Source organism: Achromobacter xylosoxidans A8 (assembly GCF_000165835.1).
In the GTDB taxonomy this organism is placed as follows: domain Bacteria; phylum Pseudomonadota; class Gammaproteobacteria; order Burkholderiales; family Burkholderiaceae_B; genus Achromobacter; species Achromobacter xylosoxidans_B.
On sequence record NC_014640.1, the window covers coordinates 2,354,097 to 2,368,125 of the forward strand.

A 14,029-nucleotide genomic window follows, 5' to 3' on the forward strand; every position below is an offset into this window, starting at 1 on the left:
ACGGATTTTCACATTTTTCCGGGCATCTTAGACGCGCCCTGGGAAAAAATGCGTCATGCGGGGCAGGAAGGTCCGTTGCGGATCTTCCTGGGAGCTATTGTTCAGGCATGGTCGACGGTCAACTTACCTTTCTGCAGCAGGTCGTTGATGATGGCCTGATTGCTCATGGACTGGCCGTAGGCATCGTGGGTGAGGTCCACGTTTTCCAGCACGATCTTCTGGTCCGCGCCCTGGGTGCCTAGCTTGCCCTGGGTGTTCACGTTGATGACCGTGCCGTTGCCTTCCTTGTAGAAATTCAGATAGTCGGTCAGGGTGCTGTCATTTTCGCCGACCAGCAGTTCCTGCAGATCCAGGATATCGCCGCCATCGGCTTGCTTCTGAATCGAGAAGTCCATGACCGTGTCCACTGCTGGGGCGTCCGTGGTGCCTTGGTCATTGAATTCCCATTTGAACGTGTCGCTATTGTCGTCGTACCGGACGCCATTGCCGTCGCCGTACAAGAGGTCGTTGCCCATGCCGCCGATCAGGACATCGTTGCCGGCGTCGCCTTCCAGATGGTCGTTGCCCGTGCCGCCCGACAGGATGTCGCGGTCACCGCCGCCAAACAATGCATCGTTGCCGCCTTGGCCGTAGAGGATGTCGTCGCCATCGCCGCCGTACAGTACGTCGAAGCGACCGCGTGTATCGCCATGTACCTCCAGGGCGTCGTGGTTTTCCGAGATGAACTTGTGCAGATCGGCATCCGTAGGCTGCACGCCGTTCTTCAGCAGCAAAAACTGTTTGAGCGCCCACAGACCAGACCCGTCTAGCAAGCCCTCGGGTCTGGCGGGGTTGCCATCGATGCCCCAGGGCAACTGGTCCGTGTTGATTGCATCGCCGAAAAGAATGTCCGAACCGTCGCCGCCGTAGAGGCGGTCGATGTCGGGTGTAGCCAGCACATGGTCAGGCCTGCTGCCGGCTTCGGCGCCTCGACCCGGTCGGTCAGCAGGGTCCGGAGGTGGAGGCGGGAGTCCAAGCACGCCGCCGTGGTCGCCCAGCATCACGTCATTGCCATTGCCGCCATTCCACTTGTCCATGATTTTTGCCCGGTCGCCGTTGTCGTCGTCGCCGGCGATGAACAGGCCCACATTCATCTTGAACAGATGCTGGCGGGAAATGTCCTGGCCGCCGTCGGCGGTGCCGCCGCTATCCCTGACGCGAAAATCGAAGGATGACGAGCCGCTGTTGTCGCTGGCGTTTCCAGCGCCGGGCTGGAACACCAGCTTGCCGTTGACCAGGTCTTCCACGCTGATCTCTTGTCCTGACTTGATCGCTTTGCCGTTCAGGAGCAGCGTGCCAAGCGGGGGCAGGGAATCGATGACAAGGGACTTCATGGAATGGCCTTCCCCTGGATCGGAGAACGGAAAGTCATTCAGCCCGAATACATAGCGACCTCCACCAGCCACGACGTTGCCGGAGCCGTCTTGAGAGACCGGAGCATCGTTGACGGGTAGTACACCGATGTCCAACGTGGAGGAGGTCGTAGCCGTTCCGTCCGTCACGGTATACGTGATGGACGGAACGGCTCCATTCCAGTTCGCATCTGGCGTGAACACATAGCTGCCGTCGGCCTCTATGAGGATCGAACCCATGCCCGCTATATACGCGGTGCTGCCGGCGGAGTATGTCGCACCGTTGACCGTGAACACAGTGACGATCAGCGCATCATTGTCGACGTCGACCGCTCCCGCGAGCACGTTGCCGGATGCCGCGTGGTCCTCAGATACATGAGTGGCTTGAGCCTGCAGGACCGGTAGGTCGTTGGTGCCGGTGATTTCGACCGTCAAGATGGCGGTGCTTGTACCTCCCTGACTATCGGAAACGATGTATGTGATCGAGCTGTGGATCTGCTCGCCGGCGCCGAGGTGCTGGAAGGCGGAGCCTGGGTCGAAACTGTAGGAGCCGTCGGCGTTCAGCGTGAACGTGCCGCCGTGGGAGCCCGCGATGGCGACGCCCACGTAGGCTGTGTTGCCGTTGACGTGCGATACGGCAAGGGCGTCGCCGTCTGGATCACGGTCGTTTGCCAGCACGCCGTTTCGAGCGCTGACGTCGAGAGACGAGTCCTCGCTGGCAGCGCCCGAGTCGTCGACTGCGATGGGCGCGGGGTTGGCGATGGCCCAGTCGAACTTTTGCGAGGTGGCGGCACCTGAGGGGTCGGTGGCGGTAACGGTGATGTTGTAGACCCCGCCCCATCCGCCTTGCGAGGCCGAAGGATCGATGCTGCCGGTAATGATGCCGGTGTGCGGGTCTATGCCAAGGCTGGGCGGCAAGCCTGTTGCAGTGTAGGTGAGCTTGTCGCTGGAGTCTGGATCCGAGAAGTGGCGGGAGACGTCGTAGCTCACGTTCGTGTGCGCATCCACGCTGGAGGTGTCGGAAACGGCGGAGGATACCGGGCCGTCGTTGGTGCCGGTAATCAGCACGACGACGGTCGCCGTAGAGGTGGCGCCGCGGGGATCCGTGATGGTGTAGGACACGGTGCTGGTCACGGCTTCTCCTGCCGCCAGGTGGTCGTAATCGCCGCCCGGCGTGAAGACGTAGCTGCCATCAGGCAGAACGGTGAACATGCCGCCATTGCTGCCCTCAAGCGCGACGCCGCCCGAGGTCATGGGACGGCCGCCTACCGACGTGATCGCCAGCGGATCGTTGTCGGGATCCAAATCGTTGGAGAGCAGGTTGCCGCGCACCAGGCTGTTTTGATCGCCTTGGCCAGCGTCGTCCCGTGCGTCGGGCGCGCGGTTGACATTGGCCAGTGGAGGCGCCTCGTCTTCGTCGACGGCGGAACCGGTACCGCTGGAAACGCGTGGCATGACATCGGCACGATGGCCGGGATTGGAATAGGCCAAGTCCAGCGGGATTGTGGATTCAAGAAGGCGGGCCAGCTGTACGAAGCTGCTGCCGCCGTCGCCACCGCCGCCAGTCACGACGGCAGCGGTGGGATCGAGTTCGTCGAACAGGTCGCGGCCCTCACGCAGGGCCGCCAACAGACGGTCGGAGTCGGTACCCGAGGGCGTGGCTACCGCGGCTTCAGACGGGTCGTCCAACGTGGTTGTCATTTCGTTGGTCAGCGCGACCATGCGGCCTTCGCCGATGACAACCGGCAAACCGTTTTCAAGCTGAAGGGAAACCGTGGCGCCCGAAGCAGTGACGACGTCACTACCGGCGGGGACCTTGCTGCCTTGATGCAGTTCGGTAAGAGAGCCGTCGCCATGGCGTAGCCACGCGCGACCCGAAATTTCGTTGACGATTGCGGCAGAATTGTTGGCCATATTGGTCTCGTTATAGAGCGTTGTCCAAGATGGTTTGATACTAGATGGCGCGGCCACCGCTCGAAACTGGCAATACTAATAGTGTCAAGTAATTTGCACTGAGGCTTGGGGGAAAGTGCACCACGCGGAGGTTGCTGCGATTCTTCCGTGGACCCACTGCTTAGCCGTGGTCAACGATCAGCTTTCCCTTTTGCAGCAGGTCGTTGATGATGGCCTGGTTGTTCATGAGCTGACCGTAGGTATCGTGGGTCAGGTCGACGTTCTCCAGCACGATCTTCTGGTCCGAGCCCTGTGCGGTCAGCTTGCCCCGGGTATTCACGTCGATGACCGTGTCGTTGCCTTCCTTGTGGAAATTCAGATACTGGGCCAGTGAGCCGTCATTCTCGCCGACCAGCAATCCCTGCAGATCCAGAATGTCGCCACCATCCGCGTGCTTCAGGACCGAGAAATCCTTGATCGTATCCACCGCCGAGGTGCCTGCGGCACCTTGGTCGTTGAGTAGCCACTTGAACGTGTCGCTGCCCGAACCACCGTACAGGATGTCATTGCTCTTGCCTCCGAGCAGAACATCGTCGCCGGCGTCGCCAAAGAGTGTGTCGTTGCCGGTACCGCCAGACAGGACGTCGTTGCCCTCGTCACCGTGGAGTAGGTCGCTTCCACCCTGGCCATAGAGAATGTCGTTGCCCGCGCCGCCATGCAGCTCGTCGTTACCTCCGCGCGTATCGCCCTGCACGTCGAAAAGCGCGTGGTTGTCCGAGATGAACTTGTGCAGATCGGCGTCGGTGGGTTGGATGCCGTTCTTTAGTAGCAGAAACTGTTTGAGCGCGTCCAGGCCGGACCCGGCGGGGAGGTCCGCGGGCTGGGCGGGGGCGCCATCGAGACCCCAGGGCAAACGATCCGTATTGATCGAATCGCCAAACAGGATGTCCGAACCGTCACCGGCATGGATCTTGTCGTCACCGACCGAGGCGGCTTCATTGCTCGACTGGTTGCCGGTTAGCGTTGCCGTGAGCTCTGCAGGATCCCGCACAATCTGTGAGCCGCCTCTGCGGTTCTCCGTGGATGTATAAATGCCTCCGATTTGTGCGTGGAGTTGATCGTCGGTTGGGCTATTGTCATTGAGCACAAATTGGAAGAGGTAATCGCCCGGCCCATAGTAGCTATCGGTCTGAGTGGCTGCCTCGGTGCCCGATTCAACCGCTACCCATTCAGAACCGCTCCATTTCAGCAGGATCCATTTGAACGTATCTACCGGACCCTTGTTGTAAAGCCACAAGTCAAATCTGAACGAGGCGCCGGTCGGATTGGTTATCGTAATTTTGTCGGCCACATTCATGGTTACGGTGAACGATTGGCCGTCCGCTGTTGTATCCGTGAGGGCCATCTTGCCTGATGTGAAGTGGCCCCAGCTGCCTCTGGAAGTGTAGGTCGGACGCTCGACAGTGCCATCGCCTTCACGCTGCCATCTGGTGGGGTCGTCGGCGCCCTCGACCCAGTCGCCGTCGAAGTTGATCTGCTTGATATGCCCGGAGCTATTCGTGAACCAACCGCCGGTGTTGTCGAAATTGTCGAGTCTGCCTTGAAAAATCCGCGAGCCGACGCCAATAGCATGCACGTCGCTGATTTCGGCAAGCTTGTTGAACTCGGCGTCGGCATCATAGTTCTTCTCGGGGGTTGGCTCGCCATCCGTCAGGAAGTAGGTGAGATTCTTGTACGGATTGCCGTGGTCATCCACCGTGGGCTGGCCATCAAACCATTTTTTGGTTTCATGCAGGGCGGCGCCATATGGCGTGTTTGGCCCGGTCTCCAGATGCAGAAGACTGCTCACTATTTCGTCGACATTGTCTGGTGTCAGGTCCGAGATCGACTTCTGTACCCTGATATCCTCGTCATTGAACGTGATCAGCGACACGTTGATGGTTCCCTCATGCGTCGCCAACTGACTTTCCAGCAAGTGCTTGAGCGCCTTCTTGGCGGCATCGAGCGCCGTATCCCCATCCGGGTTGGCACTATTCGCCCAGCCCATTGAGTACGACAGGTCCAGCAATAGTGCGATGTTGTAGCTGGTACCTGCAATCACGTTCTTCGCCATACCACCTTGATCGCCCAGCAGCACGTCGTTACCTGAGCCGCCAGATACCGTGTCGTTGCCGTTGTAGCTATCCAAAAATTGGTCGACGTGTACTTTGAATGTTTGTCGATCAGATCTGTCTTCTCCTCCATCGGTGCTGCCGCCGTTGTCCTTGACACGGAACTCGAGGGATGCGCCGGCGCTTGCGCCGGTATTGGATGTGTCGGGCTCGAACACCAGCTTCCCGCCGGCCAGATCCTCTGCGCTGATCTCCTGTCCCTGTACCACCGGCTTCCCGTCCAGGGACAGCGTGCCGCCGGTGGGCAGGGAGTCGATGATCACGGATAACATCGAATGGCCTTCCCCTGGGTCGGAGAACGGAAAGTCATTCATGCCAAACACGTAGCTATTGCCAGCCGCGACGTTGCCGGAACCGTCTAGCGTGACAGGTGCGTCGTTGACGGGCAGCACATGGATATCCAAGGTGGATGAGATCGTCGTTGTTCCGTCTGTCGCGGTGTAGGTGACCTGCGGGACATCTCCGTTCCAGTTCGAATCTGGCGTAAAGGTATAGCTGCCATCTGCGTTGACGAAAACCGAACCCATGCCAGCGAGGTATGCGGTATTGCCGGCGGCGTACGTTGAGCCGTTGATGGTGAATGTTGTGACGGTCAGCGCGTCGTTGTCGGCATCGACCGCGCCGGCGAGTACGTTGCCGAATGCTGTGTGGTCCTCCAATACCTGGTTGCTCTGCGTCCGGAGCGTCGGTGCGTCGTTGGTGCCGGTGATTTCAACAGTGAGGGTGGCCGTGGCCGTGCCACCCTCGCCATCGGAGACGGAATAGGTGATAGAGCTGTAGGCCTTTTCTCCGGCGGCGAGATGTTGGAAGGAAGAGCCAGGGTTGAAGGTGTAGGAGCCGTCGGCATTAAGCGTGAACATGCCGCCCTGAGTCCCGGCGATTGCCGCGCCCACACCGGCTGCGCTGCCGTTGACTTGCGAGACAGTCAGGGTGTCGCCGTCCGGATCGCTGTCGTTGGCCAGCACGCCATACCGGGTGCCGACGGTGAGGGGGGTGTCCTCATCCGTGGCGCCGGCATCGCCGGCTGCGGCAGGCGTCGCATTGGCGACGTTCCAGTGGAGTTCCTGGGAAGTCGTGGCGCCGGACGCGTCGGTTGCCGTGACAGTTGCGGTGTAACGCCCTTGGATACCGCCCTGCGAAGCAGAATGGCTGATATCGCCGCTGATGATCCCCGTGATTGGGTCGATGCTTAGCCCCGGCGGCAGGCCGGCCGCGGTGTATGTAAGCTGGTCACTGGCGTCTGGATCCGAGAAGTGGCCAGAGACGTCATAGCTTATGTCCGTCTGCGCATCCACGCTGGAGATGCTGGAAATGGCGGTGGATACCGGACCGTCGTTGGTGCCGGCGATCGTCACGACGACGGTTGCCGTGGAGGTGGCGCCGCCGGGATCGGCGATGGTGTATGACACGGTGCTGGTAGCGGCTTCACCCGCGGCCAGATGTTCATATTCATCACCAGGCTCGTAGACGTAGCTGCCGTCAGCCAGGACGGTGAATGTGCCGCCATTGCTTCCCGCCACCACAACGCCGTCCGAGGTCATGGACCGGCCGCCGACCGACGTTATCGCGAGCGGATCGCCGTCTGGGTCCGCGTCGTTGGCGAGCAGGTTGCCGCGTACCTGGCTGTTCTGATCGCCTAGACCCGCGTCATCCCGCGCGCCGGGCGCGGTGTTGACGCTGACTGGCGTGGGCGGTTCGTCGTCGTCGTTGCTGATGGTGCTAGCGCCGGACATGCGGGGCAAGACCACATCACTGCGGCTGGGATTCGAATAGGTCAGATCGAGCGGGCTGGTGGTTTCAAGAAGGCGAGCCAGGCGTACGAAGCTGCTGCCGCCGTCGCCACCGCCGCCAGCCAAGGCGGCGGCGGTGGGATCGAGTTCATCGAACAGGTCGCGGCTGTCGAGCAGGACAGCCAACAGACGATCGGAGTCGGTGCCCGAGGGCGGCGCCAATGCGGCTTCGGACGGGTCGTCCAATGTGGCGGTCATCTCGTTGGTCAACGCGACCACGCGGTCTTCGCCGATGACGATCGGCATGCCGTTTTCAACCTGAAGGGAAACCGTGGCGCCCGAGGCGGTGACGACGTCGCTGCCGGCGGGGACTTTGCTGCCTAGATGCAGTTCGGTCAGAGATCCATCGCCATGGCGCAACCACGCGCGACCGGAGATTTCGTTGACGATTGCGGGAGATGTATCGGCCATGTTGGTTCCCTTTCCAGGGTGTTATCCAAGATGGCCAGATACTAGATGGCGTTGCCAGAGCTCGATACTGGCAACACTGACAGTGCCAAGCAGCAACGTTGCTGCTTGGGATAAATCTGCCAAGCCGGGAAGGCCGTTGCGGGCCTTCCCGGGGCTTGCTGCTTAGTTGTGGTCGACGTTCAGCTTACCCTTCTGCAGCAGGTCGGTGATGATGGCCTGGTTGTCCATCTGACCATTGTGCGTCAGGTCGACGTTCTCCAGCACGATCTTCTGATCCGCGCCCTGGGTGCCAAGCTTGCCCTGAGTGTTGATCTCGACGAGGGTGTTGTTGGAGTTGGCCGGATCCTGCTTGAAGTTCAAGTACTGCGACAGGTTGCCGTCCTTCTCGCCCACGAGCAGGTCCTTCAGGTCCAGGATGTCGCCGCCATTGGCGATCGTGGCATCCGAGAAGTCCTTGATCGTATCCACGGCCGGAGCGCCTACCGTGCCCTGATCATTGAGTTCCCACTTGAACGTGTCGCTGCCCGCGCCGCCAACCAGGGTGTCATTGCCCTTGCCGCCGATCAGAACATCGTTGCCATTGCCGCCGTACAGCGTGTCGTTGCCTGTGCCACCGTACAGGATGTCGTTGCCGTCATCCCCGTACAAGGTGTCGTTTCCGCCCTGGCCATAGATGATGTCGTTGCCATTGCCGCCATGCAACTCGTCATTGCCGCCGCGTGTATCGCCCTGCACGTCGAACATCCCGTGGTTATCCGAGATGAACTTGTGCAGGTCGGCGTCCGTGGGTTGTACGCCGTTCTTCAGGAGCAGGAACTGCTTGAGTCCGTCCAGGCCGGACCCATCCAGGTAATCAGCGGGTTTGGCGGGATTGCCATTGACACCCCACGGCAACTGGTCCGTGTTGATCGTATCCCCGAACAGGACGTCATTGCCGTCGCCTCCGAAGATCTTGTCGTTGCCGACAGGTGCCAGCACGTTGCTCGAGCTGCCGCTGACCAGGGCAGATTCCAGTTCCGACGGGTCTTGCACGACCTGGGACGCACCCGTGCGGCCGGTCGTATAGGTCCGAATATCGTCGATATCAACGCGGAATTGCGAACCGCTGCTGGATCCAGAGCTGTTGTCGTTCACCACAAAAGCAAAGCGGTACTCACCTGGGCCGTAGATCTGGGTTGTGGTATCAGCCTGAGTACCCTTTTCGACAATCTTCCATTGGCCGTCGATCTTTTGCAACAGGCGCCATTCGAAGGTATCGCCCGCGTTCTGGTTCGCCAAAGTGGCCTTGAACGAGAATGATGCGCTCGTTCCCGTAGCGAGGACCATTTTGTGCGCTTCTTGCATGGTCACGGTGACGGGCTGGCCGTCCACACTGGTGTCGGTGATGCGCATCTTGTTGCTGCTATTCGTCACGGAGCCCGTGCCGGTCTTCAGCCAAGTCGTGGCATCGTTCGCGCCAGTGTTGCCACTAAAGTTGTACAGCACGGTACCGCCGCCGGAGAAGGTCGAGCCCGTGTTGTCGTACTTGTCCAACGTGGACACGGACACCCCGTCGCCGATACCGATGCCGTGCACGTCGCTGACGCCGGCCAGCTTGGAGAACTCTGTGTCCCGGTTGTACCAATACTCGCTGCTAGGCTCACCGTCCGTCAAGAAGAACGTCAGGTTCTTGTATGCGTTACCGTTAGCGTCCTCCGTGGGCTGGCCATCGAACCAGCTCTTGGTTTCATTGAAAGCCGCACCGTACGGAGTACCTCCCCCAGCCTTCAGGCCCAAGAGGATGTTGACCATGTCGTCGACATTGTCCGGCGTCAGACCCGAGATCGCCTTTTGCAGCTTGGAACTGCTGTCCGCAAACGTGATCAGCGATACGTTGATGGTGCCGTCATGGGTCGCCAGCTGGTTTTCCAGCAGAGACTTCAGGGCCTTCTTCGCGGTTTCAAGGCGCGTTTCCTGGTTGGAACCACTACCCCAGTAATAGTCCATCGAGCCGGACAGGTCCAGCACCAAAGCGATGTTGTAGCTAGCGCCCGGCGTCACGTTCTTCAGCATGCCGCCCTGGTCGCCCAACAGCACATCGTCGCCGGAGCCGCCCTTCACAGTTTCGTCTCCATTGTTGCCGGTCGTGAACTGGTCCACGTGCAGCGTGAATGTCTGCTCGCTGGACGTGTCCTGGCCGCCGTTGGTAGTGCCGCCGGTGTCCTTGACCTGGAACTGGAAGGACGCGCCGGCGTTTTCGCCGACGTTCGATGCGTTCGGCGTGTACACCAGCTTGCCACCCACCAAATCCGCTGCGCTGATCTCCTGGCCCTGCGTCACTTCCTGGCCGTTGAGGTACAGCTTGCCGCCGGAAGGCAGGGAGTCGATGATCACCGACTTCATCGAATGGCCCTCCACCGGATCGGAGAACGCGAAGTCCTTCGTGCCGAACACGTAGTTCTTGCCTTCGGTCACGTGACCGAAGCCATCCTGCGACACCGGAGCGTCGTTGACGGGCAGGACATTGATGTTCAGCGTTGAAGAAGTCTGGGCCGTGCCGTCCGACACGGTGTACGTGATTTCCGGGACCACGCCGTTCCAGTTGGCGTTTGGCGTAAAGACATAGCTGCCGTCGGCTTTGATGAAGATCGCGCCGATGCCAATGATGTTGGCCGTGGAGCCTGCCGTGTACTTCGTGCCGTTGATCGTGAATTCAGCGACGGTCAGCGTGTCGCCGTCCTTATCGGTCGCGCCGACAAGCACGTTACCGGATACCGACTGGTCTTCCAGGCCCTGGATGGTGTGAGCCTGGATCACCGGCAGGTCGTTGGTGCCGGTGATCGTGATGGTCAGCACTGCGTCGCTGGAATCGCCATCTGCGTCCGTAACGGTGTAGTGGATGGTTTCGGTCAGCAACTGGCCGGCCTTCAAGCCTTGAACCGCAGGCAGGCTGTTGTTGAGCTGATAGGACCAAGTGCCGTCGCCATTGTCCACGAGCGTGCCGTACTTGGCGTCGGCGGTTTTGATGACGGTTGTGACCGCGTCGGCGCCGAGCGTGTCGTTGGTCAGGACATTGCCGTTGATCGGAGCGATCGTGTCTTCGGTGATGCCAGCCGCGTCGTCCTCGGCCTTGGGGGCCGTGTCGATGATCTGGATGTCCAGGTTGTTGCTGGTGGACACGCCGGCCACGTCGGTGACGGTGACTTGGAAGAGGTCGCGGACCGAGTCGTCGCCGTTGGAGTGGTCGTCGGCGCCGCCGGTCTCCTGGTAGGAGTAGGTGATCTTGCCGGTGGCGGCATCGTAGCCGGTGACGGTCAGGATGCCCTTGTCGGTGGTGATGACGACCGGGGTGGTGCTGGCCTTGGTGACGTCCTGGCCGGCCACGGTGACGCCGGCGATGCCGGCCTCGGCGGAGACGGTGACGGAACCGGTGACGGTGGCGCCGCTGCCTTCGAGCACGCTGTTGTGTGCGTCGGTGACGTTGCCGTCGCCGTCTTCAGGCGTGACCACGGGCGGCGTGTCGGTCTGGCCATGGATGGTGATGGTCAGTTCGGCTTCGCTGGTGTCGCCATCGGCGTCGGTGATGGTGTAGCGGATGGTCTCGGTCAGGCTCTGGCCGTTGTTGAGGGCCTGGACAGCCGGCAGGCTGTTGTTGAGCTGATAGGACCAGGTGCCGTCGCCGTTGTCCACGAGCTTGCCGTACTTGGCATCGGCGGTGTTGATGACGGTCGTGACCGCATCGGCGCCGAGCGTGTCGTTGGTCAGCACGCTGCCGGTGACCGGGGCGGTCGCGTCTTCGGTGACGGAAGCGCTGTCGTCCTTGGCATCAGGCGCGGTGTCGATGATCTGGATGTCCAGATCGTTGCGCTGGGTCTGGCCAGCAAAGTCGGTGACGGCAACTTCGAAGAGGTCGCGGACCGAGTCGTCGCCGTTGGAGTGGTCGTCGGCGCCGCCGGTCTCCTGGTAGGAGTAGGTGATCTTGCCAGTGGCGGCGTCGTAACCCGTGATGGTCAAGACGCCCTTGTCGGTGGTGATGACAACCGGGGTGGTGCTGGCCTTGGTGACGTCTTGGCCGGCCACGGTGACGCCAGCGATGCCGGCTTCGGCAGAGACAGTCACGGAACCTGTGACGGTGTCGCCAGAGGCTTCGACCACGCTGTTATGGCCCGCAGTGACATCGCCGTCGCTATTCTCAGGCGTGATCACCGGAGGAGCGTCGGTCTGGCCGGTTACCGTAATGGTCAGGGTGGCCGTGCTGGTCGCGCCTTGCGCGTCGGACACGGTGTACGTGATCGACGTGGTCGCCGTCTGGCCGTCATTCAAGTACTGGAACGCGGTGCCGGGATTGAACGTGTACGTGCCGTCGGCGTTCAGTGTGAACGTGCCGCCATTCGAGCCGACGACAGGCTTGCCGACGTCGGCGTCGACGCCGTTGACCTGCGAGACGTGGATCTTGTCGCCGTCCGGATCGCTGTCGTTGCCCAGCACGCCTTCGGTGACGTGGTCAACGACCAGGGGCTTATCTTCACCGGTGGTGCCTTCGTCATTGGTCGCGACCGGGACGGGGTTGCCCACGGTCCAGACGAAGGTCTGGGAGACGGTCGCACCCGACTTGTCGGTGGCGGTCACGGTGATGAGGTACTCGCCCTTGACGCCCGTGTTGGTGTGGTCGGACGCCCAGTTGGCGAACTGGCCGGTAAAAGTGCCGGTGGTGGGGTCGAACTTCAGGCCGCCGGGGATATGGTCCACCGAGTAGACCAGGGAATCGCCGTCGTCGAGGTCGCTGAAGAAGCCGGACAGGTTGTAGTTGACGACATCACCATCCATGTTGTCCTGGTTCTGCAGGGCAACTGCGGTCGGCGCGTCGTTGGTGCCGGTGATTTCGACCGTCAGTGTGGCGGAGCTGGTGCCGCCTTGGCCGTCCGTGACGGTATAGGTGATCGAGCTGGTCGCCGTCTGGCCAACCGCCAGATGCTGGAAGGCGTTGCCGGGGTTGAACGAGTACGAGCCGTCGGGGTTCAGGGTGAACGTGCCGCCGTTGGAGCCGGCCGTCGGCGTGCCGACGTTGCCGGTAGCGCCGTTGACTTGCGAGACGGTCAGGGTATCGCCATCCGGATCAACGTCGTTGGCCAGGACGCCGTTTTGGGCGTCGACGTTGAGCGTGGTGTCCTCATCCGTGGTGCCGTTGTCGTTGGCTGCCGTCGGTGCGGGATTGGTGACGTCCCAGTTGAAGTCCTGGGAAGTCGTGGCGCCGGACGGGTCGGTGGCGGTCACCGTTACCGTGTAGACGCCGTTGTTGCCGCCTTGCGAGGCGGAGTGGTCGATGGTGCCGGTGATGATGCCGGTGTTCGGATCAATGGTGAGGCCGGGCGGCAGGCCGGTGGCCGTAAAGGTGAGCTTGTCGCTGGTGTCCGGGTCCGAGAAATGGCTGGAGACGTTGTAGCTCACACCCGTCTGGGCGTCGATGCCCGACGTGTCGGCAATGGCGGTGGAGACCGGGCCATCGTTGGTGCCGGTGATCGTCACGACGACGGTCGCCGTGGAGGTGGCGCCGCTGGGATCCGTGATGGTGTACGAAATGGTGCTGGTGGCAGTTTCGCCCACGGCCAGATGGCCGTACTCGTTACCCGGGGTGAAGACGTAGCTGCCGTCGGGCAGGACCGTGAAGGTGCCGCCGTTGCTGCCGTTGACCGTGATGCCGGCCGGGGACATGGGGCGGCCGCTGACCGAGACGATCGCCAGCGGGTCGCCGTCGGGGTCCGAGTCGTTCAGCAGCAGGTTGCCGCGCACCAGGCTGTTCTGGTCTCCGCTGGCAGCGTCGTTCAGCGCGTTGGGGGGAGTATTGACGGTGGCTGGGGTTGCATCATCGTCACCGCCGGCGCCGGCGCCGGTACCGGACAGGCGGGGCAGGATTTCCTGGCCGCGGCTGGGGTTCGGGTAAGCCAGGTCGAGCGGCGTGGTCGTTTCCAGAATGCGGGCCAAGCGCACGAAGCTGCTGCCGCCGTCAGGGCCGCCGCCGGTCAAAACGGCTGCGGTGGGATCCAGTTCGTCGAACGGATCGCGGCCGTCGCGCAGGGCGGCCAGGAGACGGTCGGAATCGGTGCCGGAGGGCGGGGCCACCGCCGCTTCGGACGGGTCGGCCAGCGGGCCGGTCATGTCGCCGGTTACCGCGACCTCGCGGCCTTCGCCGATGACGATAGGCATGCCGTTTTCAACCTGAAGCGAAACCGTGGCGCCCGAGGCAGTGACGACGTCGCTGCCGGCGGGGACCTTGCTGCCTTGATGCAGTTCGGTCAGAGAACCGTCGCTATTGCGTATCCACGCGCGACCGGAGATTTCGTTGACGACTGCGGGGGAGGTGTTGGCCATGTTGGTTCCGTTTCAGGGAGTTATC

At 61.7% G+C, this 14,029-nt stretch carries 3 protein-coding genes; all 3 read right to left on the reverse strand.

Annotated features, from left to right (window positions below; all coding sequences use genetic code 11):
- Window positions 1–101: 101 nt before the first annotated feature.
- Entirely contained in the window at window positions 102–3,305 is a 3,204-nt protein-coding gene (locus tag AXYL_RS11055) for a retention module-containing protein (protein ID WP_013392875.1), read from the reverse strand.
- Window positions 3,306–3,465: 160 nt separating this feature from the next.
- Window positions 3,466–7,656: a retention module-containing protein gene (locus tag AXYL_RS11060; protein WP_013392876.1), complete on the reverse strand. Its 4,191-nt coding sequence runs from the start codon at window positions 7,654–7,656 to the stop codon at window positions 3,466–3,468.
- 162 nt (window positions 7,657–7,818) lie between these two features.
- Window positions 7,819–14,004 (reverse strand): retention module-containing protein, encoded by a 6,186-nt coding sequence (locus AXYL_RS11065; RefSeq protein ID WP_013392877.1) that lies wholly within the window; start codon window positions 14,002–14,004, stop codon window positions 7,819–7,821.
- Window positions 14,005–14,029 lie beyond the last annotated feature (25 nt).

Excerpts from the sequence above, each read along its gene's own strand:
- AXYL_RS11060 (WP_013392876.1), bottom strand. The coding sequence starts at position 7,656 with ATGGCCGATACATCTCCCGCAATCGTCAACGAAATCTCCGGTCGCGCG.
- AXYL_RS11065 (WP_013392877.1), bottom strand. The coding sequence starts at position 14,004 with ATGGCCAACACCTCCCCCGCAGTCGTCAACGAAATCTCCGGTCGCGCG.
- AXYL_RS11055 (WP_013392875.1), bottom strand. The coding sequence starts at position 3,305 with ATGGCCAACAATTCTGCCGCAATCGTCAACGAAATTTCGGGTCGCGCG.